Genomic DNA, 22,752 nt, shown 5'->3' on the forward strand with positions numbered 1-22,752 from the left:
AGGCTACGCTTCGGCCCGGGCGGCGGATGCCGGCGCCCACCGGCCGGGGCGTCCGCGCTCAGTCTCCGCGGGCGGTGGTCTCCTGCACCAGCGGGGCCGCGTGCACGAGGTATCCCTCCCCGCGTCGGCGGGGAAGGGAAGCCTGCCGCGGATCTGCGGCGACAAGGGAGTCCTCCTCCCCGGTCACGACCAGACCGGCAGAACTGTTCGCCGATTCGCTCAGGCAGTGCAGCCATCTCTCGTTGATGCTCGGGGCGTGGCCGCCGGAGAACCGGAAGTAGAGCGGAATCGACGGGTTCAACCACGCCGAACTGTGACCGCCGGATTTCCCGACATCGGGCCAGGAGAGCAGGAAGCTCTCGCCCCTGCGGAGCTTCTGCACGATCACGATCTGCAGGTGAGCGAGAATCCGATCGTCGAAATCGACGATCATCCCCTTGTACATCAGATATCCCATGGCGCGCCATTCCGGATCGGCCTGAGGCCCAGCGCCATCGATGTCGCCTCGAAGCATATTGCCCAGTTATACGCGTGAGAATTCGTCACTACAACCAATTAAGCGAGCTTCTAGGCAACCTTCGGATCAGGGGAAAGACGGCGTGGCAGCGCGTGAGGGCGGGGCCGGTGGACCGGGCGTACGCTGTGCTCGTCGGCTGCCGCAGAGGGTGCCAACGGGGAGAATCTCATGACACAGGCCAGGAAGAACATCGCGAAGCGATCGGCACGGAAACGGGCCTGGAGCGACCTCAGCCCCCGGGAGCAGACCGGGGTCCTCGTCGCCGGGTCGGTGCAGCTGGCGCTCGCCGCGACAGCATGGGCAGACCTTGTGAAGCGGCCCGCCGCACTCGTCAACGGACCCAAGCTCCTGTGGGCCGCCATCATCGGACTGAACTTCGTCGGGCCGATCGCCTACTTCGTCTGCGGCAGGCGGAAAGCACCCTCGGCAGGACCAGTGCCGGCAGCGGTCACCGTGCCCGCGGAGCCTTTGGCGCCCGCGGAGCCCGACGCGAGTCCAACGCCCGCACCGACACAGTCCGAGTCCGCCTCAGTGACCCCTGTGGTCGACGAAGGCGAGCCGGGGCCCGTGCCGGGGCTTGCCTAGGCTCCCCGAGGCCTCCAGCAGGCGGACGACCCGGTAGCGATGCGGCTGCCAGATGCGCATCGCGGAGACCATGAGCGCGTCGTCGAAGTCCGCGTCGAACAGGGTGTGGCCGATCGCCCCGGCGAGGTGGTAGTCGCCGACCGAGAGCGCATCGGCGTCGCCGAACGCCCGCTGGGCGACTTCCGCCGCCGTCCACTCGCCGATCCCCGGCACCGCCCGCAGCCGCGCGCTCGCCTCGGCCGCCGACAGGTCGCTCGCCGCTTCCAGCTGCCGCGTCACGGCGAGGCAGACCATCACCGTGCGGGACCGCATCGGGTCGACACCGGCCCGATGCCACTCCCACGAGGGAATGAGCTGCCAGGCCCGTGCCGAAGGCGGCACGCGCATTCCGGCAGGTGCCGGGCCGGGAGCAGGTGTCCCGTGCGCGCGGACGAGGGTGCGGAACGAGGCCGTCGCCTGCAGGCTGATGACCTTCTGTTCGAGGATCGCGGGAATGAGCGATTCGATGACCCGCCCGGTGCGGGGGATCCGCAGGCCGGGCCAGCGCCGGTGCGCATCCCGCACGAGCGGATGCTGCGCCTCGAACCCCGAGGGATCGTCGCGCTCCCCGAGAAGTTCCGGTGCGTCCTCGACGGCCTCCCTCGCGCCCTCGCCCCACGCCTCGCAGCGAAGCTCGGTCAGGCCGGACTGGGTCAGGCGCAGGGTCGCGGGTCCCGATCGGGTGAGCGTCGTGCGCCACACGGCACCGTCCAGGCTCACCTGGAAGGTGGGGTCTGTCCGGCCCCGGCGCAAGCGGGAGAGAGTGAGCCCGACATCCGTCGGATGGGCGGGCTTCCACCGGCTCGAGCAGTCCGCCGCCCCCGGTGCGTTGTCAGGTCCCGTCGCTGTGCCCACCCTGACAGCCTAGGGACTGCGTACGACACAGGCGCGTTCCCGGAGGCTCACTGCGCTTCGGGTGCGCTCCGAACCCCGGACCCTGAACCTTCGAACACCGGGTGCCGGGTCAGTGCGCCCCGACCGTGAGGTGCTGCTTGCGAATCGGCTCGATCCGCACGCTCGTGCGTTCGCAGCCCGAGCACTTGAGCACGTAGAGCGGCAGGGTGACCTGCTTCGCGTGCGCGGCGTTCGGCGTGAGCTGTGCCGGCGAATGACAGAACGGACACTTGATCAGCATGGTTGGGTCCCCTAATCCTCTTACCCGCCACGGTTTGTAACGTGTACTTCAACGGTAGCTCTCGAAACCGGCCGTGGTACCCCCTAGACGGATGTGACGAAGTATGTATCCAAACCGAAACGAAACGTATGCCGCATGGGTGCAGGCGCGCCGGCCGACGGTTCTCAGCGGTCTCAGTCCGTGTCGGAGCGCTCGACGACGAAGTCCGTGCCCGGGTAGACGACGCTCTGGTGGCCCTCGCCGAAGCGGACGAGGTACGGCGGTTCGCCGTCTGGCCCGCGGACCTCGATGATCTCCCCGTGCTTGTCCGGTGTCTCGACCGTCCGGCCGCGAATGATGATCCTGTCGCCGATGATTGCGTGCATGGTCACGAACCTCCTGCGGCTCACGCTACGCCGGGGCGGCGGTTCTCAACAGGGCAGGTCCTCCGGCGGCGGGCAACCCGCCGGCCCGATCCGGAGCCGGTCGCACAGGGATGTGAGCTGCTCGAGCTCTTCGTTGGAGAGGGCATCGCCGAAGCGGGCCGAGATCGACCCCATGTGGTCGACTGCGACACTGCGGAACAACGCGTACCCGGCATCCGTCAGCTCGACGATCGCGCCGCGCCCGTCGTTCGGGTCGGTGAGTTTGCGGATATACCCGCGCGAGGCCAGGCGATCGATCAGGCGACTCACGCTCGGCTGGGTGAGCAGCACGTGCTGGTTCAGGTCACGCAAGCGGATGCGCCGGTCCGGCTCCCTCGAGAGGTTGAAGAGCACGTCGTACTCGTTGAAGGAGATCTCGCGGGACGGGAAATCGCTCGCGAGGCTGCGCATGATCGCCACCTGCGCGCGGAAGAGCGACTCCCAGGCGGATACTGCGGCCGCTCGATCCGTCACCGGTCCTCCTCAGTCGTGTCTTCCCAGACTAGAGAATCTACGCCGACCCTCGCTGCACGCCTCTTGGCGAATTCGCAGAAAGAATACAGCCGCACAGCTAGCTTTCCGTTACCGGTTCGTTATATATTCGTTGTGCGTCAACCGTTTGCTGTGGCGGAAGACGCGAAATGTGATTGCAGGACACTCTTGGTGCAAGGGAAGAGGGTCGGTCGTTAAGCCTCTACGACCGGCCCTCAATCACGTTAACGGCCCGTCCGCGTCATGAACCCGCCGCTCGTCGCGCATCGCGCACGGCCGGGGAGAAGGCTTAGAAGATGTCGGGGCTCGGCGTCGTCGACTGGCGGATGGAGACATCCGCGTGACGGTCGAAGCGGTAGCCGACGCCACGCACCGTGCGCACGATGTCTTCGTAACGGCCGAGCTTGGCGCGCAGGCGGCGGACGTGCACGTCGATGGTGCGCTCGTTGGGTGCGTCGTCCTCATCCGCGGCGTCCCAGAGCTTTTCGATGAGTTCGGCACGCTCGATGGTGCGGCCCTCACGCAGCACGAGGTACTGCAGGAGTTCGAATTCCTTGTAGGTCAGCGCCGCGGTCTCGTTGTCGAGCACCACGCGCTTGCGGGAGATGTCCACGACGACGCCGCCGGCGGCGCGGTCCGGGTCGGCCACCGTGCGGTGGCGGGCCAGGGCGGCGGGGTCCTGGAGGGCGAGGCGCACGACGTCCACGTCGCGACCGCCGGCACCTGCCGGCGCGAGCGCCACGGCGGCGTGGGTTTCCGCGTTCGGGGCGAGTTCCTCGGTGAGGGCCTTGAGCGCCTCGACGATGCGGTGCAGCGAGGTGCCGGCCGCGGCGGCCTTGGCCTCGTCGATGCCGACGTAGAGGACGAAGCCGCGGGCCTCTGTGCCCTCCGGCACGGCGCGGATGCGGGGAGCAGCGGGGGCAGGCGCAAGGGCGAGTGCCGGGCGGGCGTTGTGGATGGAGCGGGCGGTGTCAATGTGTGCGAGCGACATGGCAGGAGTCCTTGGGAATGATGATGCTGGGGTGAACCCGGCGCTCTGCGCGGTTGTGGGTTCGACAATGGCCGTTGCGACCGGGTGCGGAGCGTACGAAAGGCTCCGGGAGTTCAACCGACTGACTCAGAACCGCTCAGTGCAGAGGCACGGGGTGCTACTGCGCGGGGTTCGGAGGCGAGAGGGGAACTCGGCGATGATGTCGCGATTCAGCGGCACATTCGGCAACACTCGGCGCGCATGCCGGGCATCATCATGCCGGCATTCCCAAGGGCCTCGAGGGAGGTCAGGGGGCGGTGAGGGGTTGTCATAACTGTGAGTAAAGCCCACTGTTACGGCGTGTGTCAACTTTGTGACGCAGGAAGCCAGGAAACCTGCTGCATCACGTTCGCCCCGGTCGGGTCGAACGGGAGGATCCGTGCTCGATGGGCACTTCATCACATGTTCCTCGATGGAAAGGCACTTCATCAAAGATTCGTGAAAGTACTGCGCTGCGACGCCCGTGTGTCGCAGGACCTGCGTGTTCCGCCGGCGTGGTCGCAACCGGCGGAACGGGTGGACTGTGCCCTAGACGAGTCCGTACAGACGGTCGCCGGCGTCGCCGAGTCCGGGAACGATGTAGCCGAGCTCGTTGAGGCGTTCGTCGACGGCGCCGAGAATGATCGACACCTCACGACCGGGGAACGCCGCCTCGACGGCGGCGAGACCCTCTGGCGCCGCCAGGATGCAGATGGCGGTGACGTCGACGGCGCCGCGGTCGAAGAGGAACTTGATGGCCGCGATCAGCGAGCCTCCGGTGGCGAGCATCGGGTCGAGCACGAAGCACTGGCGGTCGGAGAGGTCGTCGGGCAGGCGCTCGGCGTACGTGGTCGGCTGGAGGGTTTCCTCGTTGCGGGCCATTCCGAGGAAGCCGACCTCTGCGGTCGGCAGCAGCTTGACCATGCCCTCGAGCATGCCGAGGCCGGCGCGCAGGATCGGCACGACGAGCGGCTTCGGGTCGCTGATCTGCACCCCGTGGGCCAGCCCGACCGGGGTTTCGACGGTAATGTCTTCGACCCGCACCCCGCGGGTTCCCTCGTAGGCGAGGAGCGTCATCAGCTCCTCCACGAGGGAGCGGAAGAGCGGTGAGGAGGTGCGTTTGTCCCGCAGAACCGTCAGTTTATGGGTGATGAGCGGATGGTCGGCTACATGGACTCGCATAGGCTCAATCTACTAGCTGGGGGAGGTATCCGGATGGGCGAGCAGGCTCGCGAGCACCGCGAATGGATGCGGCTTGCCCTCCGGGAGGCCCGCGCGGCCCTCGAGACGGGTGACGTCCCGGTCGGCGCGGTCGTGATCGATGCCTCCGGTGTCGTCGTCGGCCACGGCCGCAACGACAGGGAGGCACGGCAGGACCCGACCGGTCACGCCGAGATCGTCGCCATCCGGGCCGCGGCCGCCGCTCTCGGCGACTGGCACCTCACCGGCTGCACTCTGGTGGTCACGCTCGAGCCCTGCGTGATGTGCGCCGGCGCGATCCTGGCCGCGCGGATCCCGGTCGTCGTCTTCGGCGCCTGGGACGAGAAGGCGGGAGCAGCGGGCTCCGTGTACGACGTGCTGCGCGACCGCAGGCTCAACCATCGTGCCGAGGTCTACGCGGAGGTCGACGCCGAAGAGTGCGGCGCCCTCCTCCGGGAGTTCTTCAGCGATCCAGCCCGTCGAGCCATTCGCTGAACAGCGCGCGGGACGCATCCTGCATCGTCCCGGCGTAGAGGTCGCGCTCGGCGCGCAGCGTTTCCGGGTCGAGGCCGGCCGCGGTGACCTCCGCGGCCGAAGCGCGCAGCCAGACCTCGTGCATGGCCGGTGTCACTTCGGGGTGGAACTGCACCGCGAGCGCCCAGTCGCCGATACCGAACGCCTCGTTGCCGTACTGCGGCGAACCGGCCAGGCGTGTCACGCCCTCCGGAAGGTCGAAGGTGTCGCTGTGCCACTGCAACACCGGGACGCCGGCCACGTGGCGGAGCGGCCCTGTGGCGCCGAGGCTCGTCGGTTCGACCGTGCGGAAGCCGATTTCGTTGGTCGGCCCGGGGTAGACCCTGGCGCCGAGCGCGTTGGCCATCAGCTGCGCGCCGAGGCACACGCCGAACACCGGGCGCTCGGCGGCGAGCCGGTCCTGCAGGATCGTGATCTCCCGGGCGAGCGCCGGGAACCGGTCGATCTCATACGCGCCCATCTCCCCGCCGAGCACGACGACGAGGTCGGCGGAGGTGGGGTCGATCGTGCTGAGGTCGTCGCTGAGGATCTCGACGTAGGTCACGGAATAACCGTGGTCGTGGAGCACGGGCTCGAGGTTGCCGAGATGGATGGTGGCGTCGTGGCGCAGCACGAGTGCCGTCCGCGTCCCAGCGACCGGTGCGGCATCCGTCGCCGGCGCGGCAGGCACTGCGCTCATTCCCGGCCCCGGATGATGATGGTGTCGGTGAGCGGGCCGTGCTGGCTCGGGTCGTGGAACACGTCGGGCTCGAGATAGATCGCGCGGGCGCTCGGCATCGCCGCCCGCACGCGTTCCTCGATCACGTCGATCGACGCCGCGACATCCGAGAAGCGCAGCTCGGCGTCGAACGCGAGCTTCGCGGCCACGAGCAGTTCGTCCGGCCCGAGGTAGAGCGTCTTCATGTGGATGATGCGCTGTGTCTCCGGGCCGTTCAGGATCGCGCGCTGGATCGTCGCCGTGTCGGTGGGTCGGGCGCCCTCGCCGACGAGGAGGCTCTTCGTCTCGATGCCGAGCACGATCGCGACGAGCACGAGGAGCACACCGATGCAGATGGTCCCGATCGCATCCCAGATCGGGTCGCCGGTGACGATGGTCAGGCCGACGCCGAGGAATGCGAGCACGAGGCCGCTGAGCGCCGCGACGTCTTCGAGCAGTACGACGGGCAGCTCGGGGGCCTTGGCGTGGCGGATGAACTGCACCCAGGTCTCCCCGCCCCTGGTGTGGTTCGACTCCTTGATCGCGGTGCGCAGGGAGAACGACTCGAGGCCCATCGCCACGAGCAGCACGAGGATCGGCAGCCACGGCACGTCGAGGTGGTGCGGGTCCTGCAGCTTCTGCACCCCTTCATAGAGCGAGAAGACGCCGCCGATGGAGAACAGGATGATCGAGACGACGAAGGCGTAGACGTAGCGTTCGCGCCCGTAGCCGAACGGATGCTCCGTGTCGGCGTCCTTCCGCGACTTGCGGGCTCCGAGCAACAACAGGAGCTGGTTGCCGGAGTCGGCGAGGGAGTGCACGCCCTCCGCGAGCATCGACGACGAACCGGAGAACGCCCAGGCGATGAGTTTTGTCGCGGCGATGCCCAGGTTCGCACCGAGTGCAGCGATGATGGCCTTGTTCCCCGAAGATGCGCTCATGCAGCAATTCTAGGAGGCCCCCGAGGCTGCGAAACGCCCCGAAAAGTAGACTGGCTGCATGACCGAGACTGCCGCCACCGCGGTGCCCCCCACCGTCCTGCCCACCATCGCATTCCTCGGAGCCGGATCGATGGCGCGCGCCGTCCTGACCGGACTGCTGACCCCCGCCGTGACGGTCGAGGGCGGCATCCGGGCCACCAACCGCACCGCGGAGAAGGCGGCAGAGCTGCACGACCTGCCCGGGGTCACCGCCTGGGCGACCGCGCTCGATCCGGACGCCAACCGCACAGCGGTCACCGGGGCGCGCATCGTCGTCGTCGCCGTGAAGCCGGCGATGGTGCCAGACCTGCTCCGCGAGATCGCGTCCTCCCTCGCGCCGGGCACCCTCGTGGTGAGCGTCGCGGCCGGCGTGACGATCGCCACGTTCGAGGCGCTGCTGCCGGCATCCGTCGCCGTGATCCGATCAATGCCCAACACCCCTGCCCTCGTCGGCAAGGCCGTGACCGGCCTGAGCGCAGGCAGCCGTTCCACGGCGGCCGACCTCGACCTGGCCAGGGCCCTGTTCGGCACCGTCGGTTCGGTGCTCGTCGTCCCGGAGGACAAGCTCGACGCCCTGAGCACGATCAGCGGCTCCGGCCCGGCATACGTGTTCTACCTGATCGAGGAGTTCACCCGCACCGCCATCGACAAGGGGTTCACGGCGGAGGAGGCCGCGATCCTCGTCAACGGCACCTTCCTCGGTGCGAGCACCCTCCTCGCAGCAAGCCCGCTGTCGCCGGGCGAACTGCGCCGCCAGGTCACGAGCCCGCACGGCACCACCGAGCGCGCGGTCTGGGAACTCGAGAAGGGCGGCCTCAAGGAGCTCTTCGACCGGGCGACGGATGCCGCACTCGCCCGGGCGCGCGAACTCGCCGCCCCCACCGACTGACCCTGTCCCGGACAGCCGTTGCGGGCCCTTCCGTAGTATCCCTTCGTGGGAATGACTAGCCTAAAGGTATGGCAGACATCTTCGGCGTGGTGGCGGACTCGACTCGACGCGAAATATTACGCATTCTCCTCGAGCGATACAACCAGTCCGGGGCGGTCGGCGGCGAGCTCAGCGTGTCTGACATCGTCGTGCAACTCGGCCTCAGCCAGCCGACGGTCTCCAAGCACCTCAAGGTGTTGCGCGAGGCGGGACTCGTCGGCGTACGTGAAGCAGGGCAGCACCGTTATTACCATCTCGACTATGCCCCCCTGGAGGAGATCGAAGACTGGCTGATCCCATTCCTGAGCGTCGATTTCGATGCCGCAACGGAGGGGGAAGCCGAAGAGGCCGAGGGCCTCAAGGAAGAGCAGCGGGCGTTCGCGACCGCGATCGGCAAGGTCTTCGCCGATACCTCATTCCAGGTCGCGCATGCGGTCAAAGACGTTAAACCGCGCAAATGGCGGAAGAACGAATAGAACAACCAGCAGTACTCGACCGGCAACCGCCGACCGAGCGTCGAGCGTCGCGCTTATCCGCTAGACTGGCACTTTCGTGTCTGTCGCGAATCTCGCGGCGAAATCAAATCTTGTGAGGTCCGTGTGGGTTCTGTAATTAAGAAGCGACGCAAGCGTATGGCGAAGAAGAAGCACCGCAAGCTGCTTCGTAAGACCCGCCATCAGCGTCGCAATAAGAAGTAGGACGGCTTAGCCCGTCCCCAAGCGTGAGCGTTAGGCCCTTCCGGGCCTAGCGCTTTTTGCTTGTGCGGACCCGGTTCGCGCGCGCCGCCCGGCGGATGCTCGCGCGCTTCATCCGCATCACGGGCCAGTCGCGCGCCGCCGCATACCGCGCGAGCGCAGCGTCCGGGTTGACCACCACCGGGTGGCCGACGAGGTCGAGCAGCGGAATGTCGTTGTGGGAGTCTGAGTACGCCCAGCAGTCGGCGAGGTCGACGCCGCTCGCCGCGGCGCGTGCCCGTGCCGCCTCGGACTTCAGGGCGCCGTGACAGACCCCGGCGGTCAGCCGACCCGTAAAGATGCCGTCGTCCGCCTCGAGCACGGTTCCGAGCGCGCCCGTGAAGCCGAGGCGCTCGGCGATGACGTCGGCGACCTCCTGAACGCTCGCGGTGAGCAGCCAGACCTCGTGGCTGTTCTCGAGGTGCCGTCTGGCCACCGCGACCGTCTCCGGCCAGAGCCGGCGGGTGAGCTTCGTGTCGAAGATCTCCTCGCTCAAGCGGATGAGCTCGGCCTGTTCGAATCCCACGGCGACCTCGAGGGCACGCAGCAGCACCGTGGAGAGGTGATCGCGGTTCTCGCCGACCGCGAGGAACCGGGCCTGCTTCCAGCCGAAGGAGGTGATGTCCCTGCGGGTGATGATCCCGCCCCGCCACGCGGCGACGCCCAGATGATAGAGGCTGGCCCCTCGCATCAGGGTGTTGTCGACATCGAAGAACGCGATGGCGCGCGGGGGAGTGGCTTGGAACATCTCCCTTGGAGTCTAGTTGGGTCACCATGCCGTCCCCGGCTTAGGCTGGGTGCATGGCTACTGCACTGCTCACCCTGATCGGGAAACCCGGATGTCACCTGTGCGACGATGCGCGTGAGCTCGTCACGGGTGTCGTCAGGACCCTGGACGGCACGCCGGGAGCGCCCGAGATGGCCATCGAAGAGCGTTCGATCCTCGACGACGCGGCCCTGAGCGACCTGTATCTGGAGGACATCCCCGTGCTGATGATCAACGGCACGGTGCACAACTACTGGCGGATCGATCCCGACCGCCTCCGCACCGCCCTTCTGGCCGTGAAATGATCCGGCACGTGGTGTCGTGGCGGCTCGCCGCGACCGAGCCCGCCGCACGTGCGGCCGATGCGGCCGCCATCGTCGAGCGCCTCGAGGCCCTCGTCGGCGTCGTCCCAGAGATCCGCACCCTGCAGGTCGGCACGGATGTCGTCGGGAACCCCAACTGGGACGTCGTGCTGATCGCGGACTACGAGGACCTCGACGCGCTCGCCCGCTACCAGGTGCACCCGGCCCACGAGGCCGCCGCGGCGTTCATCCGCTCCGTCGCCGCCGAGAAGGCAGCCGTCGACGTCCAGTTCTGACCCGTGCGGTTCTGAGCCGGCCGGAAACGCCGAAACGCAGGAGCTCCGGGCTGCTGAGGCGGTGTGAGCCTCAGGGCGCCGGAGCTCCTGCGTTTCGTTGTGCCGCTTGGACCCTGGCGGCCTACGGCTCGAGACGGGTCGGGCCGCGGAACAGGTAGGTGACCTCGCGGATGCTGGCCTGGTGCAGCATCAGCATCAGTACCCGGGCGAGGCCCATGCCGAAGCCGCCGTGGCTGGGAACGCCGTAACGGAAGAAGTCGAGGTAACCGCCGAGCTCTTCCGGGTCGAGGCCCTTCTCGATCGCCTGGGCGGTGAGCACGTCGATGCGGTGCTCACGCTGCGCGCCGGTCGAGATCTCGGTGCCGTTGAAGATCAGGTCGTAGCTGTTGGTGATGGTCTGGTCGTTCTCCGGACGCATGTGGTAGAACGGGCGGATGCTCGCGGCGTAGTCGGTCAGGAACACGAACTCGTGGCCGTAGGTCTCCAGCACGTACGCGGCGATCTGGCGCTCGCCCTCCGGGTCCATGTCGTCGTCGTCGCGCGGCACCTCGTAGCCGCGACCCTTGACGATCTCCTTGGCCTCGGCGAGGGGGATGCGCGGGAAGGGCTGGGTGGGAACCGTCACCTCGACGCCGAACAAAGCCAGGACTTCTTCGCCGTGCTTGGCCTTGACGGCCGTGAAGCCGGCGACGAGGAGCTCCTCGTGCAGCTGCATGACGTCTTCGTGGCTGTCGATCCAGCTGATCTCCGCGTCGACGCTCGTGAACTCCGTCGCGTGACGGCTCGTGAACGACGGGTCGGCGCGGAACGCCGGTCCGACCTCGAAGACCTTGCCGAAGCCGGCCGACTGGGCCATCTGCTTGAAGAACTGCGGGCTCTGCGCGAGGTAGGCCTTGGTGTCGAAGTACTCGACCTCGAAGAGTTCGGCGCGGGACTCGCTCGCGCTCGCCATCAGCTTCGGGGTGTGCAACTCGATGAAGTCGTGTTCGATCCAGTACGTGCGGAGTGCGTGCTCGAACGTGGTCTGGATGCGGAAGATCAGGTTCTGCTTCGGCTGGCGCAGGTCGAGGAAGCGCCAGTCGAGGCGCTTGTCCAGGCTTGAGTCTGCGGCGATCGGCGTCTCGGGGATGGCGGCGGTGACGACCGTAAGCGTCGCGAGCTTGATCTCGATCCCGCCGAGCTTGACCCGTTCGTCGTGCTTGAGCTCACCGGTCACGGTGATGAAGCTGCCCTGGGCGAGCGTGGAGATCGTGGAGGCCGGCTCGTCGGCGACGACGGCACCGTCGGCATCCGTCGTGCGGGGGTTCACGAGCTGCACGGCACCCGACTCGTCGCGCAGCACGACGAACTGCACCTTCTTCTGGTCGCGGACCGTGTCGACCCACCCCGAGACCGTCACGGTTCCGTTAGAGAGGGCGGCCAGGTTCTTGATCAATACGCGCGAAGTCACCGGATAAGTTTAGCGGCACCGGCTCTCGGCTAATTCATGGGCACCTCCTCCGTAGAATGAGCGGGTGGTAGCCAGCCAGATCCATCTCGTCCGTCACGGTGAAGTGTTCAATCCTGAGCGCGTGCTGTACGGCAGGCTGCCCGAATTCCGGCTTTCCGACCTCGGCGCCGCCATGGCGACCGCCGCTGCCGTCGACCTCGTCGAACGCGGCCGGCCGGTGCGCCGCGTCATCGCCTCCCCCCTGCAGCGCACCCGCGAGTCCGCGGCGCCCATCGCCGCGGCCTTCGGCCTGCCCGTCGAGATCGACGAGCGCATCATCGAGCCGACCAACAGATTCGAGGGTAAGCGGATGTCGGGCGAGCACGGCGCCCTGCGCGACCCGCGCAACTGGCCGGCCATGCTCAACCCGCTGCGACCGAGCTGGGGCGAACCGTACCGGGTGATCTCGGCACGGATGCTCGCGGCCATCGACGAGGCATACAACTCCGTGACCGACGGCGACGTCGTGCTTGTCAGCCACCAGCTGCCGATCTGGATGGTGCACCGCGCCCTCGCCGGCGAGCGGCTCCCGCACGACCCGCGCGGCCGACGCTGCGCCCTGTCGAGCATCACCACGCTGTCGTGGCGGGGCGAGGGACTCGTGGAGATCAGCTACGCGAACCCGGCGGCCGCGCTGCAGGCCGGGGCCACGGATGTAGGAGCGGTGTGAAGGCCGGTCCCGCGAACGGAACGCACCCGCGTCGGCGCCGTGCCGCCGGCCTGGCCGGCCTGACGGGGCTGCTCGCGCTCGCGCTCGTCCTCACCGGCTGTTCGACAGACCCCCTCGCCGACCAGTACCGCGCCGGAAGCAACAAGGGTTTCATCGCCGGCGACGGCAGCGTCACGGAGATCCCGGCCGCCGACCGCGGGGCCGCCGTGACCTGGAGCGGCGTCGACGAGACCGGCGCCACCGTGTCGAACACCGACTACGCCGGAAAAGTGCTCGTGGTCAACTTCTGGTACGCGAGTTGTGCGCCGTGCCGGGTCGAGGCCCCCGCCCTCCAGAAGCTCAACGCCGAGTTCTCCGGCAAAGGAGCCGAGTGGCTCGGCGTGAACGTGCGCGACCAGGCCGCGAACGCGATCGCGTTCAACCAGAGCTACGGCATCACCTATCCCTCGATCATGGATGTCGACGGCGGGGCCATGCAGCTCGCCTTCAGCGGCAGCATCCCGCCGAACGCGGTGCCGACCACCCTCGTGCTCGACAAGAGCGGCCGGGTCGCCGCGCGCATCCTCGGCGCCCTGTCGACGCCCTCGATCCTCGAGACCATTGTGCGCGACGCGATCGCCGAGGTCCCCGCGGCGTGAACAATCCCTTCGGCGAAATCGTCTTCAGCGGCCAGCTCCTGTTTGCGATTCCCATCGCGGTGCTCGCGGGGCTCGTCTCGTTCGCGTCCCCGTGCATCCTGCCGCTCGTGCCCGGCTACCTCGCATACATCGGCGGATTCACCGACGGCCGGTCGACCGCCGGTCGCGGTGACCGGCGCGGCCGGAACCGGCTCCTGGCCGGCGTCGGGCTCTTCGTGCTCGGCTTCACGCTCGTCTTCGTGCTGACCGGGGTCGTCTTCGGCGCGGCAGGCTTCTGGCTCAACCAGTACCGCGACCTCGTCACCCGGATCGCCGGCGTTGTCGTGATCCTGCTGGGGCTCGTCTTCGTCGGCCAGTTCGCGGCCCTGCAACGCACGGTCAAGACGAGCTGGCGCCCGCGCGCGGGACTTGCGGGCGCCCCCGTGCTCGGCGCGGTCTTCGCCGTCGGCTGGACCCCGTGCACCGGTCCGACGCTCACGGCGATCAACTCGCTCAGCCTCACCACGGGCTCCCCGTGGCAGGGCGGCCTGCTCGCGCTGTTCTATGCGCTCGGACTCGGCATCCCGTTCCTTCTCATCGCGCTCGGCCTCAACTGGGCGACAGGGGCAGTGTCGTTCCTGAAACGGCACGTCCGCGCGATCAATCTGTTCGGGGGCGTGCTCCTCGTCGTCATCGGCGTCCTCATGGTGACCGGCGTCTGGAATGCCTGGCTCCTCGACCTGCAAGGAGTGATCGGCAGTTATGTCCCGGCCATCTGACCACTACGATTCCCCAGCGCCGGCCCCGGCGTCCGACGATGTCATCCAGCCCAGGCTCGGCCTCGTCGGCTGGCTGCGCTGGTTCTGGCGCCAGCTCACCAACATGCGCACCGCCCTGTTCCTGCTGCTCCTGCTGGCGATCGCCGCCGTGCCCGGTTCGCTCGTTCCGCAGCGCAGCTCAGACCCGAACGGTGTCACCCAGTACTTCGCGGACAACCCCGACCTGGCTCCCGTGCTCGACAAGATCCAGGCCTTCGACGTCTACTCCTCCGCCTGGTTCTCGGCGATCTACCTCCTCCTGTTCATCTCGCTGATCGGCTGCGTTATCCCGCGCACGAAGCACCACTTCCAGGCGCTCCGGGCCCAGCCGCCGCGCACGCCAGCGCGGCTCATGCGGCTCGCCGGCTTCACCGAACGCACGGCTCCTGCCGGCACGGATGCCGCGGCGGCGGTCGACTCCGCCCGCTCGCTCCTGAAGAAGAGCGGCTACCGCGTCGCCCTGTTCGACAGCGCGCCGGCACGCGGCGGGCGGGAATTCTCGGCGTCGGCCGAGCGCGGCTACCTGCGCGAGACCGGAAACCTCGTGTTCCACTTCGCGCTCGTCGGCATCCTGATCACTGTCGGCTTCGGCAGTGGCTTCGGGTTCAGCGGCCAACGGGTGCTCGTCGAGGGCCAGACCTTCGTGAACACCCTGCTCGCCTACGACTCGTTCAGCCCGGGGCGGTTCTTCAGTGACTCGAGCCTCGAGCCGTACAAGCTCACCCTCGACGACTTCAGCGTCACCTACGAGACCCAGAACCTCGAGGCGTACGGCCAGGCGATCGACTACTCCGCTGCCGTCAGCGTCACCCGCCGCGGCGAGGCCCTCCAGACCGGCGTCGTCAAGGTGAACGCCCCGATGCGCACCGGCGGCACCGATGTGTACCTGCTCGGCAACGGCTACGCGCCCTCGATCACCGTCAAGGACCCCAACGGGGTCGTCGTCTTCACCGACGCGGTGCCGTTCCTGCCGCAGGACGCGAACCTCACCTCGCTCGGCGTGATCAAGGTGCCGGACGGCCTCAGCGAACAGCTCGGCATGATCGGCTTCTTCTACCCGACGCAGGCCGCCAGTTCGACGGGCGCCTTCTACTCGTCGTACCCGGACCTCGAATACCCGATGCTCACCCTGAACATCTACTCTGGCGACCTCGGGTTGAACGCGGGAGTGCCGACATCCGTCTACTCGCTCAACACCGACAAGATGACGCGGCTCACCGGTGGCAAGACCGGCGTGGAGTCGCTCGAACTCAAGCCGGGGGAGACCCAGCAGCTGCCGAACGGACTCGGCTCCGTCACGTTCAACGACGCGCACCCCGGCGCCGCCGCGAACGATTTCTCCGGCTCGGTGCTGCGGTTCGCGTCCTTCGACATCCACCACGACCCGACGCAGGTCTGGGTGCTGTCCTTCGCGATCCTCGCCCTGCTCGGGCTGCTCACGAGCCTGTTCGTGCCGCGGCGGCGAGTCTGGGTCAAGGCGATCGAGAGCGAAGACGGATCGCTGACCCTCGAGTACGCGGGACTCGCCCGCGGCGAGGACCCGGCCCTCGAAGCGGCCGTGACCGACATCGCAGACCGCCACGGGCGACTGCTGGTATCCTCCACATCAGCCGTCCCGGCAACCGAACAGAATTAGGCTGACCACGTGAATCTCAACGAGCTCTCGATCCTGAGCCTGTACTCGGCGATGGCCGTCTATGCGCTCGCCTTCATTTCCTTCGCCTTCGACCTCGCCAAGCGCTCCGCGGCCGTCAAGACGGCGGACGAGGCGACGGGCCTCGCGGCGCTCGCCTCCGTACCGGTCGGCGTCGGCGCGGCTAATGGGGCGCAACCGGCGGGCAGGGACGCGACCCTCGATCCGGGGAAGCCTGCGGGCAAGGCCGGTGCCGCGGCATCCGCCGGAACGATCGTGAACCGGATCAGCGCCCGCATCGCCAACGACGCCGCCACCCCGTACGGCCGCTCGAAGAGCCTGCGGATCGGCGTCTCGCTCACCGTGCTGGCCTGGGCGATCCACTTGATGGCCGACGTGCTGCGCGGCTTCGCCGCCGGGCGGGTGCCGTGGGCCAACATGTACGAGTTCGCGATGACGGGCACCCTGCTCATCGTGACCGTGTTCCTGATCGTGCTCACCCGCGCGGACCTGCGCTTCCTCGGCACCTTCGTGACCGGCATGGTGCTCGTGCTGCTCGGCATCGCGGCGCTGCGCTTCTATGTCGAGGTCGCCCCGCTGCCGCCGGCGCTCCAGTCGGCATGGCTCGTGATCCACGTCTTCGTCGCCTCGCTCGGAACCGGGTTCTTCGCGCTCGGCTTCGCGCTCTCCGTGGTGCAACTGCTGCAGTTCCGGCGGGAGGCGCTCGTCACGACCGCCGGCCGGGTGCGCCTCCGCTTCCTCGCGACGCTGCCCTCGGCAGCGACGCTCGAGAACCTGGCGTACCGGGTTCACATCATCGGCTTCATCCTCTGGACGTTCACCCTGATGGCCGGTTCGATCTGGGCGGAGAAGGCCTGGGGCCGTTATTGGGGCTGGGACACCAAGGAGGTCTGGACCTTCATCATCTGGACCATCTACGCCGGCTACATCCACGCCCGTGCAACCAGGGGCTGGCGCGGTTCCCGCTCCGCGTGGCTCGCGATCGTCGGTTTCAGCGCCGTGATGTTCAACTTCGGCGTCGTGAACGTCTTCTTCAAGGGACTGCACGCATACTCGGGCCTCTAACCCGGCATCCGCCCGGGCGGGTCAGTCCGTGATGGCGTCCATGATGGCGGGTTCGGCGGCGAGCAGGGCGTAGCAGCGGCTGAGGCGGGCGAGCCACCAGGCGCTGCGCTCGGCGGATGCCGCGTAGCGGTCGAGCAGGTCGGCGTCGGGCACGACGCGGCGAACCGGGATCCGGCCGTCGACCGGCAGCAGCGGGTCGTGGGTGACATCGGCGGCGAGCAGCGAGGCGGTGCCGAGGCCGCAGTCGAACTCGAGGCCGGGGATCGCGGCGGCGAGGTGCGCGCCCATCGCGATGCCGACCGAGGTGTCGAGGGCACTCGAGACCACGACGGGCAGGCCGGCCAGCGCAACGAGGTCGAGTGCGACGTGAATCCCGCCGAGCGGTGCCGCCTTGATCACGAGGATGTCGGCCGAGCCCGTGGTCGCCACGAGCAGCGGGTCATCGGCGCGGCGCACGCTCTCGTCGGCGGCGACGGGGATGCCGAGGTAGTCGGCGGAGCGACGGCGGATCTCGGCGAGTTCCTCGATGCTCGCGCACGGCTGTTCGACGTACTCGAGGTCGAACTCGCCGAGGGCGTTCAGGGCGTGTTCGGCTTCGTCGAGGTTCCAGAGGCCGTTCGCGTCCACACGGATGCGCCCCTCCGGTCCCAGCACCCGGCGCACGGCGCGCACGCGGGCGACGTCTTCTGCGAGGGTCTGCCCGGGGGCGGCCACCTTCACCTTGGCCGTGCGGCACCCCGGAAAGCGGGCGAGGACATCCGCCACGAGTTCCGCGTCGATTGCAGGGACGGTCGCGTTGACCGGGATGCTCTCGCGCAGGAGGGCGGGCGTCGGGGTCCAGCCGAAGTCGATCGCGGCGCGCAGCCAGGCGACGGACTCTGCGTCGTCGTACTCGGCGAACGGCGCGAACTCCGTCCAGCCCTCCGGTCCTTCGAGGAGGAGTGCCTCGCGGGTGTCGATTCCGCGGAATCGGGTGATGAGCGGCAACGCGACAATGCGGGCCGTTCCGAGCAACTCTGCGAGTGGGGGAAGCATGCTTCCAGTCTGCCAGCCGGGCGCGGGTGCGGGCGACCGTGCCGCCGCACGCGTCGGGGCGTGCGCGCCAGAAGCGCCGTTCCGCGCCAGGCCTGCCGGGCGCGGAACGGCGCAGTGGGCGCGCGGCGGAGCGGACCGTGCGGGCGGCTAGAGGGAGTCGTGGTTGAAGGCGCCGTCGACCTCGAGGTCGAGGTCGTCCCCGTTGGTGGGTTTGACGTCGATAACCGCGAACGCGATGCCGGGCGCGATCAGGAGATAGGCGTCCTCGAAGCGGCCGCCGCCGCTGTTGACCGGAAGCCAGTACGGCTGCCCGGACGTGACGGCCGCGTTGATCTCATTCCGGAGCGACTCTGCGGACCGGCCGCCCAGGGAGTACTGCTGACCGCCATAGACGATGTCGATGCGAATCATGGTTCATCCTTCGTCGCGAGCACGGATGCCGGCCGGTGCGGTTCGGGGACGAGCTGCAAACCGCCAGAGGAGTTGGCGGTCAGCATGAGCGCCTCCACCCAGTCGCGATTGAGGCTCGGCGAGCGACCGCCGAAGTATTTGAAGGCGAGCGGGATGGCCGGATGCAGCCAGATCGTGCTGCGACCGTCGCCTCCGGACGGGTCGTCCCTCCACGTGAAGTAGAAGCACTCTCCCCGGCGCAGCTTGGCTCCGATGACCACCTGGATGTGCGCCAGGATGCGATCATCAAAGTCGGCCGTCACCGTCGAGTTATAGGTGAGCTTTCCCATGATTCCCTCGTTGGCGCGTCATAAGGAATTATTGCTACAAAATCGAGACGTTGCCAATGCTCAGTTCGGGGGGTCCCCCGGAGAGCCGTGGAAAAGTTCAGTGCCGTGGAAAAGTTGGGTCACGCCGGAACCGGGTTGTGCGGGTGCTCACGCACCCGCACAACCGGTCATCGACGGACCAGGCCTGCGGGCATCTAATCGCGCAGGTACCGTTCGAGCCGGGGCACGTGCAGGAGGGCCAGCGCGCGCTTCTCGATCTGGCGGACCCGCTCCCGCGTGACGCCCTGGATGACGGCGATCTGGTCGAGGGTGCGCGGTTCGTCGCCGTCGAGCCCGAATCGGGCCTTCAGGATCGACCGCTCCCGCGGCGGCAGCGCGTCGAGGTAGAAGCAGATGTCCGCGGCACGCAGCGTGACCGTCGCATACTCGTCCGGCTGCGGCAGGTCGTCGTCGATGATGAGCTCCGAGATGTCTCCGACGCCGTCACCGACCGGGGAATGCAGGGAAATCGGCTCATTGTCGTACTGCAGCAGCCGCGAGACGTCGCGGATGGGGATCTGCGCCGCCTCGGAGAGCTCCTTGAGCGAGGGGTCGCGGTCGAGGGTGCTCGTGAGGTCGCGGCGGATGCGCTTGATCTTGTTGAGCTTCTCCGCGGTGTGCACGGGGATGCGGATCATCCGGGACTTGTCGGCCATTCCGCGGTGAATCGCCTGGCGGATCCACCAGGTCGCGTAGGTAGAGAACTTGTATCCGGTCATGAAGTCGTACTTCTCGACCGCTCGGACGAGGCCGATGTTGCCGTCCTGGACGAGGTCCATGATCGGCACCCCGCGGCCGGAGTAGTGCTTGGCGATGCTGACGACGAGGCGGAGGTTGGCTTCGATGAAGTGGTTCTTCGCCCGGCCGCCGTCGTGGGCGAGCCAGGCGAGTTCCCGGGAAAGCTCGTGGTCGTCGACCCCGTGCGCGAGCTTCTCTGCGGCGAACAGGCCGACCTCGATCCGCCGGGCGAGGTTGACCTCGTCCTCGGCGCTCAGGAGGGGGCCCTTGCCGATGCGGCGCAGGTAGTCGCCGAAGGCATCCGTGGATGCCCTGCTGTAGCGGGACGCTGCCGTACTGCCGGCCGAACGCTGGGATGAGCCGGCCGGGTTGATCGAGGGGAGCGGGGCGCGGTAGGAGTCGGGAGAATCGAAGTGGTCGTGGGCCGGTGCCGACGTGTTCATCGTGACGGTCACGGTCGCACCGCCGTTCCGATGGCGTTCTGGTGTTTTCTGGTGTTTTCTGCCGGGGTCATGCGGATGCTGACGGCGCTGATGGTGCTGTGGGTTCGGGTTGCCACGTCGTTGTGGAGTGGCAGGTCGATCGGGGCTTTTGACTGTGTGTCTAGGTCGTTCATGACTACCTCCGGGTCTCACTGAGACCACAAGTACACATGGTGAAAATGAGGCGCTCAAGGGGGTTGACTTTGCCACCACAAAAGGGGTATTTCTCATTTTCACCGGCGTGTCGTTTGGTTTTTCAGGCCTGAGTATGTGTGAGAGCGCGCCCATCCGCGCGCTGTCCAGCCGGCACCCCTCGGGTCCGCGCGCGGGGTCCGCCGCGTAGGCTTGCAGCATGATCGAACAGGTGTCTGAAATCTTCGACCCGAGCCAGTGGAAACTCGTCCCGGGCTTCGAGTCCCTCGCCGACGTGACGTACCACCACGACCTCACCGGGCAGATCGCGCGCGTCGCGTTCAACCGCCCGGAGGTGCGCAACGCGTTCCGGCCGCACACCGTCGACGAGCTGCAGGCCACCCTCGAAGACGCCCGGATGAACCCGCGCATCGGCGTCGTCCTCCTCACCGGAAACGGCCCGAGCCCGAGGGACGGCGGCTGGGCGTTCTGCTCGGGCGGGGACCAGCGCATCCGTGGCCGCGACGGCTACAAGTACGCGGAAGGCGAGACTGCCAGCGGCATCGACAAGGCCCGCAGCGGCCGACTGCACATCCTCGAGATCCAGCGCCTGATCCGCTTCATGCCCAAGGTCGTCATCGCCGTCATCCCCGGCTGGGCGGCCGGGGGCGGGCACTCCCTGCACGTGGTCTGCGACCTCAGTATCGCGAGCGCAGAGCACGCCAAGTTCAAGCAGACGGATGCCAACGTCGGCTCCTTCGACGCCGGTTACGGCAGCGCATACTTCGCCCGCCAGGTCGGGCAGAAAGCCGCGCGCGAGGTCTTCTTCCTCGCCCGCGAGTACTCCGCCCAGCGCGCCCTCGAGATGGGCGCGATCAACGCGGTCGTCCCGCACGCCGATCTCGAAAACGAAGCCATCGACTGGGCTCGCACGATCCTGACCAAGTCGCCCACCGCCATCCGCATGCTCAAGTTCGCCTTCAACGCCGTCGATGACGGACTCGTCGGCCAGCAGGTCTTCGCGGGCGAAGCGACGCGGCTCGCCTACGGCACGGACGAGGCCGTCGAGGGCCGCGACGCGTTCCTCGAGAAACGCGACCCCGACTGGGGTCCGTACGACTGGCAGTTCTAGTCCCGCCGTGACACGGATGCTCCGGGTCGTCTCCGTCGACCGGCCGCTCGACCTTCTCGACCTGCTCCGCGAGGCCCTCTCCGGGCGCGGGGACGCCCTGCTGCCCGTGCCCGGCCCCGCGCCCGACCCTGCCGTCTCCCGCGCCAGTTCCGCCGTTACGCGCCAGGCACGCCTGGCGCGTAACGGCGCGCCTGGCGCGCATGTCCCCGTTCCGGTATCCGTGTCGCCCGTGCCCGTGCCCGTGCCCGTGCCCGTGCCCGTGCCCGTGCCCGTGCCCGTTCCGGACGGCACGGCCGTCGTCATCGAGACGAGCGGTTCGACCGGCGTGCCCAAGCGGGTGCTGCTCGGCGCGCCAGCCCTCCTGGCGAGCGCCGCGGCGTCGAGTGCGGCGCTCGGCGGGCCCGGCCAGTGGCTGCTCGCCCTGCCCGCCCACTACGTCGCGGGCGTCCAGGTGCTCGTCCGCTCGCTCGAGGCGGGGACCACGCCGATCGCGCTGGCACCCGGTCACTTCGACCCGGCCGCCTTCTTCGAAGCGGCGGCCCGGCTGACCGCGCCGCTGCGCTACACCTCCCTTGTGCCGGTGCAGCTCGCCCGCCTCCTCGACGCGGTCGACGCTGACGACCAGGGCGGGGCCGCGGAAATGCTCGCACTCCTGCGCCGCTTCACGGCGATCCTGGTCGGCGGCCAGGCCATGCCCCCTGCCCTGATCGAGCGCGCCGCCTCGCTCGGCATCACGGTCGTGCGCACATACGGCTCCTCTGAAACGGCTGGCGGATGCTGTTACAACGGCCGCCCGATCGGCGACACGGTTGTGCGCGTCGTCGACGGCGAGCTCGAGATGTCCGGCTCCGTGCTCGCCGACGGGTACCTCGACGACCCGCTCCGCACCCACGACCGCTTCACCGAAGACCATGGCGTGCGCTGGTACCGCACCGGCGACCTCGGCGAGGTCGACGCCGTGACCGGCCTCGTGCGCGTGCTCGGCCGCGCGGACAACGTGATCATCTCGGGCGGAGAGAAGGTCTCCCTCGACGCCGTCGAACGCGTGGTGCGCGCCCTGCCCGGTTTCGCCGACGCGGTGATCGTGGGGGTGGCGGATGCCCGGTGGGGCCAGGTGCCCGTCGTCGCGGTCCCGGGGTCGCACTCCGCGGTGCCGGCCCGGTCGCGGGGCGAGGCCTCGCGCACGTCGCCGACCGCAACGCCGTTCAGCTCGCCGGAGACGGAGGCAGACACGGCGACGGCCCGACTCGCAGTCGTGAAGGACGCCGTCGCATCCGCCCTGGGCAAGGCGGCCCGGCCCGATCGCCTGCTTGTGGTCGCCGAGATCCCCCTGCTCGTCTCAGGCAAGCCCGACCGGCTCGCCCTGCAGCGCATCGCCGACGCCGGCCCCGTGCGGGCCTAGCCGCGGTCACTGGCCGTGGGCTGAGCCGCGGGCGCATGCGCTGGCCACGGGCGTTGATCTGCGCGCGTCGCGCGAGGGTGCCGACTCGCGGCATCCTCTTATCAAGTGCCCGGTAACATGA

At 68.4% G+C, this 22,752-nt stretch carries 29 protein-coding genes; 14 read left to right on the forward strand and 15 right to left on the reverse strand.

The genetic code is table 11. The features are described 5' to 3' along the window. Positions 1-58: 58 nt before the first annotated feature. Entirely contained in the window at positions 59-457 is a 399-nt protein-coding gene (locus tag E3O46_RS15705) for a DUF7882 family protein (protein WP_241975293.1), read from the reverse strand. Between the two features lie 228 nt (positions 458-685). Here E3O46_RS15705 and E3O46_RS15710 point away from each other — a divergent pair, with 228 nt between their 5' ends. Continuing rightward, positions 686-1,102, forward strand: a complete 417-nt coding sequence (locus E3O46_RS15710; protein ID WP_134562042.1) for a PLD nuclease N-terminal domain-containing protein — start codon at positions 686-688, stop codon at positions 1,100-1,102. Here the strand turns inward: E3O46_RS15710 and E3O46_RS15715 are convergent. From E3O46_RS15715 to upp, 6 genes are all read right to left on the reverse strand, one after another. Beyond that, positions 1,046-1,996 carry a DNA-3-methyladenine glycosylase family protein gene (locus tag E3O46_RS15715; protein WP_134562043.1) on the reverse strand — a complete coding sequence of 317 codons (951 nt, stop codon included), beginning with the start codon at positions 1,994-1,996 and terminating at the stop codon, positions 1,046-1,048. The genes E3O46_RS15710 and E3O46_RS15715 overlap by 57 nt on opposite strands. 109 nt (positions 1,997-2,105) lie before the next feature. Then, entirely contained in the window at positions 2,106-2,276 is a 171-nt protein-coding gene (locus E3O46_RS18380; RefSeq protein WP_166791094.1) for a hypothetical protein, read from the reverse strand. A gap of 173 nt (positions 2,277-2,449) precedes the next feature. Continuing rightward, positions 2,450-2,641 (reverse strand): DUF1918 domain-containing protein, encoded by a 192-nt coding sequence (locus tag E3O46_RS15720; RefSeq protein WP_134448813.1) that lies wholly within the window; start codon positions 2,639-2,641, stop codon positions 2,450-2,452. Between the two features lie 45 nt (positions 2,642-2,686). Next, positions 2,687-3,154: a MarR family winged helix-turn-helix transcriptional regulator gene (locus E3O46_RS15725; RefSeq protein ID WP_241975294.1), complete on the reverse strand. Its 468-nt coding sequence runs from the start codon at positions 3,152-3,154 to the stop codon at positions 2,687-2,689. A gap of 307 nt (positions 3,155-3,461) precedes the next feature. Continuing rightward, positions 3,462-4,163 (reverse strand): winged helix-turn-helix domain-containing protein, encoded by a 702-nt coding sequence (locus E3O46_RS15730; RefSeq protein WP_134448772.1) that lies wholly within the window; start codon positions 4,161-4,163, stop codon positions 3,462-3,464. Positions 4,164-4,730: 567 nt separating this feature from the next. Next, positions 4,731-5,363, reverse strand: a complete 633-nt coding sequence (gene upp, locus E3O46_RS15735; protein ID WP_134448773.1) for a uracil phosphoribosyltransferase — start codon at positions 5,361-5,363, stop codon at positions 4,731-4,733. Between the two features lie 33 nt (positions 5,364-5,396). Here upp and tadA point away from each other — a divergent pair, with 33 nt between their 5' ends. Then, positions 5,397-5,876 (forward strand): tRNA adenosine(34) deaminase TadA, encoded by a 480-nt coding sequence (gene tadA / locus E3O46_RS15740; RefSeq protein WP_206750881.1) that lies wholly within the window; start codon positions 5,397-5,399, stop codon positions 5,874-5,876. Here tadA and E3O46_RS15745 read toward each other — a convergent pair. Both E3O46_RS15745 and E3O46_RS15750 read right to left on the reverse strand, forming a co-directional pair. Continuing rightward, positions 5,845-6,594 (reverse strand): glutamine amidotransferase, encoded by a 750-nt coding sequence (locus tag E3O46_RS15745; protein WP_134562044.1) that lies wholly within the window; start codon positions 6,592-6,594, stop codon positions 5,845-5,847. The genes tadA and E3O46_RS15745 overlap by 32 nt on opposite strands. Continuing rightward, a complete protein-coding gene (locus tag E3O46_RS15750) occupies positions 6,591-7,553 on the reverse strand; it encodes a cation diffusion facilitator family transporter (protein ID WP_134562045.1) in 963 nt (320 codons plus the stop codon). Before E3O46_RS15750 ends, E3O46_RS15745 begins: the two co-directional genes overlap by 4 nt. A 58-nt stretch (positions 7,554-7,611) precedes the next feature. On the opposite strand from E3O46_RS15750, the gene proC reads away from it, so the two are divergent. From proC to E3O46_RS15765, 3 genes are all read left to right on the forward strand, one after another. Continuing rightward, complete coding sequence (gene proC / locus E3O46_RS15755; RefSeq protein ID WP_134558650.1) at positions 7,612-8,481, forward strand: pyrroline-5-carboxylate reductase; 870 nt, start codon at positions 7,612-7,614, stop codon at positions 8,479-8,481. Between the two features lie 68 nt (positions 8,482-8,549). Next, positions 8,550-8,996, forward strand: coding sequence for an ArsR/SmtB family transcription factor (locus E3O46_RS15760; protein WP_134448777.1), 447 nt, complete (start codon positions 8,550-8,552; stop codon positions 8,994-8,996). Positions 8,997-9,119: 123 nt separating this feature from the next. Next, positions 9,120-9,218: a 30S ribosomal protein bS22 gene (locus E3O46_RS15765; protein ID WP_003792170.1), complete on the forward strand. Its 99-nt coding sequence runs from the start codon at positions 9,120-9,122 to the stop codon at positions 9,216-9,218. A gap of 46 nt (positions 9,219-9,264) precedes the next feature. Here E3O46_RS15765 and E3O46_RS15770 read toward each other — a convergent pair whose 3' ends face one another. Next, on the reverse strand, positions 9,265-10,002 hold the full coding sequence (locus E3O46_RS15770; RefSeq protein WP_134448778.1) for an HAD family hydrolase: 738 nt from the start codon (positions 10,000-10,002) through the stop codon (positions 9,265-9,267). A 53-nt stretch (positions 10,003-10,055) separates the two neighbouring features. On the opposite strand from E3O46_RS15770, the gene E3O46_RS15775 reads away from it, so the two are divergent. Beyond that, entirely contained in the window at positions 10,056-10,325 is a 270-nt protein-coding gene (locus E3O46_RS15775; RefSeq protein WP_134448779.1) for a glutaredoxin family protein, read from the forward strand. A gap of 8 nt (positions 10,326-10,333) precedes the next feature. Further along, on the forward strand, positions 10,334-10,618 hold the full coding sequence (locus E3O46_RS15780) for a Dabb family protein (RefSeq protein WP_241985104.1): 285 nt from the start codon (positions 10,334-10,336) through the stop codon (positions 10,616-10,618). A gap of 121 nt (positions 10,619-10,739) precedes the next feature. On the opposite strand, the gene aspS is transcribed toward E3O46_RS15780, so the two are convergent. Then, on the reverse strand, positions 10,740-12,068 hold the full coding sequence (gene aspS / locus E3O46_RS15785; protein ID WP_198413453.1) for an aspartate--tRNA(Asn) ligase: 1,329 nt from the start codon (positions 12,066-12,068) through the stop codon (positions 10,740-10,742). A 64-nt stretch (positions 12,069-12,132) separates the two neighbouring features. On the opposite strand from aspS, the gene E3O46_RS15790 reads away from it, so the two are divergent. The 5 genes from E3O46_RS15790 to ccsB are packed head-to-tail and all read left to right on the forward strand — an operon-like array spanning position 12,133 to position 16,931. Further along, a complete protein-coding gene (locus tag E3O46_RS15790; protein ID WP_134448781.1) occupies positions 12,133-12,777 on the forward strand; it encodes a histidine phosphatase family protein in 645 nt (214 codons plus the stop codon). Continuing rightward, positions 12,774-13,415, forward strand: a complete 642-nt coding sequence (locus E3O46_RS15795) for a TlpA family protein disulfide reductase (protein WP_241987443.1) — start codon at positions 12,774-12,776, stop codon at positions 13,413-13,415. Before E3O46_RS15790 ends, E3O46_RS15795 begins: the two co-directional genes overlap by 4 nt. Then, positions 13,412-14,173 carry a cytochrome c biogenesis CcdA family protein gene (locus E3O46_RS15800; protein WP_134448782.1) on the forward strand — a complete coding sequence of 254 codons (762 nt, stop codon included), beginning with the start codon at positions 13,412-13,414 and terminating at the stop codon, positions 14,171-14,173. The genes E3O46_RS15795 and E3O46_RS15800 overlap by 4 nt, the downstream gene beginning before the upstream one ends. Beyond that, a complete protein-coding gene (gene resB, locus E3O46_RS15805; protein WP_134562046.1) occupies positions 14,157-15,848 on the forward strand; it encodes a cytochrome c biogenesis protein ResB in 1,692 nt (563 codons plus the stop codon). The genes E3O46_RS15800 and resB overlap by 17 nt, the downstream gene beginning before the upstream one ends. Before the next feature lie 51 nt (positions 15,849-15,899). Continuing rightward, a complete protein-coding gene (gene ccsB / locus E3O46_RS15810) occupies positions 15,900-16,931 on the forward strand; it encodes a c-type cytochrome biogenesis protein CcsB (protein WP_134558675.1) in 1,032 nt (343 codons plus the stop codon). A gap of 21 nt (positions 16,932-16,952) precedes the next feature. Here the strand turns inward: ccsB and E3O46_RS15815 are convergent, their stop codons facing one another. The 4 genes from E3O46_RS15815 to E3O46_RS15830 form a co-directional block, all read right to left on the reverse strand. After that, positions 16,953-17,966, reverse strand: coding sequence for an o-succinylbenzoate synthase (locus E3O46_RS15815; RefSeq protein ID WP_134562047.1), 1,014 nt, complete (start codon positions 17,964-17,966; stop codon positions 16,953-16,955). A gap of 147 nt (positions 17,967-18,113) precedes the next feature. Further along, on the reverse strand, positions 18,114-18,377 hold the full coding sequence (locus E3O46_RS15820) for a hypothetical protein (protein WP_134448785.1): 264 nt from the start codon (positions 18,375-18,377) through the stop codon (positions 18,114-18,116). Continuing rightward, positions 18,374-18,706: a DUF7882 family protein gene (locus E3O46_RS15825; RefSeq protein ID WP_134448786.1), complete on the reverse strand. Its 333-nt coding sequence runs from the start codon at positions 18,704-18,706 to the stop codon at positions 18,374-18,376. The genes E3O46_RS15820 and E3O46_RS15825 overlap by 4 nt, the downstream gene beginning before the upstream one ends. Before the next feature lie 194 nt (positions 18,707-18,900). Beyond that, entirely contained in the window at positions 18,901-19,938 is a 1,038-nt protein-coding gene (locus E3O46_RS15830) for a sigma-70 family RNA polymerase sigma factor (protein ID WP_241975296.1), read from the reverse strand. 379 nt (positions 19,939-20,317) lie between these two features. Here E3O46_RS15830 and E3O46_RS15835 point away from each other — a divergent pair, with 379 nt between their 5' ends. Both E3O46_RS15835 and E3O46_RS15840 read left to right on the forward strand, forming a co-directional pair. Continuing rightward, positions 20,318-21,229, forward strand: coding sequence for a 1,4-dihydroxy-2-naphthoyl-CoA synthase (locus E3O46_RS15835; RefSeq protein WP_134562048.1), 912 nt, complete (start codon positions 20,318-20,320; stop codon positions 21,227-21,229). A 16-nt stretch (positions 21,230-21,245) separates the two neighbouring features. Further along, on the forward strand, positions 21,246-22,631 hold the full coding sequence (locus E3O46_RS15840; RefSeq protein ID WP_134562066.1) for an AMP-binding protein: 1,386 nt from the start codon (positions 21,246-21,248) through the stop codon (positions 22,629-22,631). Positions 22,632-22,752 lie beyond the last annotated feature (121 nt).

The organism is Cryobacterium glucosi (assembly GCF_004402235.1).
Classification (GTDB): Bacteria; Actinomycetota; Actinomycetes; order Actinomycetales; family Microbacteriaceae; genus Cryobacterium; species Cryobacterium glucosi.

What these genes read in the sequence shown, in the direction of transcription:
- E3O46_RS15750 (WP_134562045.1), bottom strand. Translation starts at nt 7,553, where the DNA reads ATGAGCGCATCTTCGGGGAACAAGGCCATCATCGCTGCACTCGGTGCG.
- E3O46_RS15730 (WP_134448772.1), bottom strand. Translation starts at nt 4,163, where the DNA reads ATGTCGCTCGCACACATTGACACCGCCCGCTCCATCCACAACGCCCGC.
- E3O46_RS15745 (WP_134562044.1), bottom strand. Translation starts at nt 6,594, where the DNA reads ATGAGCGCAGTGCCTGCCGCGCCGGCGACGGATGCCGCACCGGTCGCT.
- upp (WP_134448773.1), bottom strand. Translation starts at nt 5,363, where the DNA reads ATGCGAGTCCATGTAGCCGACCATCCGCTCATCACCCATAAACTGACG.
- E3O46_RS15770 (WP_134448778.1), bottom strand. Translation starts at nt 10,002, where the DNA reads ATGTTCCAAGCCACTCCCCCGCGCGCCATCGCGTTCTTCGATGTCGAC.
- E3O46_RS15710 (WP_134562042.1), top strand. Translation starts at nt 686, where the DNA reads ATGACACAGGCCAGGAAGAACATCGCGAAGCGATCGGCACGGAAACGG.
- tadA (WP_206750881.1), top strand. Translation starts at nt 5,397, where the DNA reads ATGGGCGAGCAGGCTCGCGAGCACCGCGAATGGATGCGGCTTGCCCTC.
- E3O46_RS15835 (WP_134562048.1), top strand. Translation starts at nt 20,318, where the DNA reads ATGATCGAACAGGTGTCTGAAATCTTCGACCCGAGCCAGTGGAAACTC.
- E3O46_RS15840 (WP_134562066.1), top strand. Translation starts at nt 21,246, where the DNA reads ATGCTCCGGGTCGTCTCCGTCGACCGGCCGCTCGACCTTCTCGACCTG.
- resB (WP_134562046.1), top strand. Translation starts at nt 14,157, where the DNA reads ATGTCCCGGCCATCTGACCACTACGATTCCCCAGCGCCGGCCCCGGCG.
- E3O46_RS15720 (WP_134448813.1), bottom strand. Translation starts at nt 2,641, where the DNA reads ATGCACGCAATCATCGGCGACAGGATCATCATTCGCGGCCGGACGGTC.
- E3O46_RS15775 (WP_134448779.1), top strand. Translation starts at nt 10,056, where the DNA reads ATGGCTACTGCACTGCTCACCCTGATCGGGAAACCCGGATGTCACCTG.
- E3O46_RS15825 (WP_134448786.1), bottom strand. Translation starts at nt 18,706, where the DNA reads ATGGGAAAGCTCACCTATAACTCGACGGTGACGGCCGACTTTGATGAT.
- ccsB (WP_134558675.1), top strand. Translation starts at nt 15,900, where the DNA reads ATGGCCGTCTATGCGCTCGCCTTCATTTCCTTCGCCTTCGACCTCGCC.
- E3O46_RS15705 (WP_241975293.1), bottom strand. Translation starts at nt 457, where the DNA reads ATGGGATATCTGATGTACAAGGGGATGATCGTCGATTTCGACGATCGG.
- E3O46_RS18380 (WP_166791094.1), bottom strand. Translation starts at nt 2,276, where the DNA reads ATGCTGATCAAGTGTCCGTTCTGTCATTCGCCGGCACAGCTCACGCCG.
- E3O46_RS15760 (WP_134448777.1), top strand. Translation starts at nt 8,550, where the DNA reads ATGGCAGACATCTTCGGCGTGGTGGCGGACTCGACTCGACGCGAAATA.
- proC (WP_134558650.1), top strand. Translation starts at nt 7,612, where the DNA reads ATGACCGAGACTGCCGCCACCGCGGTGCCCCCCACCGTCCTGCCCACC.
- E3O46_RS15815 (WP_134562047.1), bottom strand. Translation starts at nt 17,966, where the DNA reads ATGCTTCCCCCACTCGCAGAGTTGCTCGGAACGGCCCGCATTGTCGCG.
- E3O46_RS15820 (WP_134448785.1), bottom strand. Translation starts at nt 18,377, where the DNA reads ATGATTCGCATCGACATCGTCTATGGCGGTCAGCAGTACTCCCTGGGC.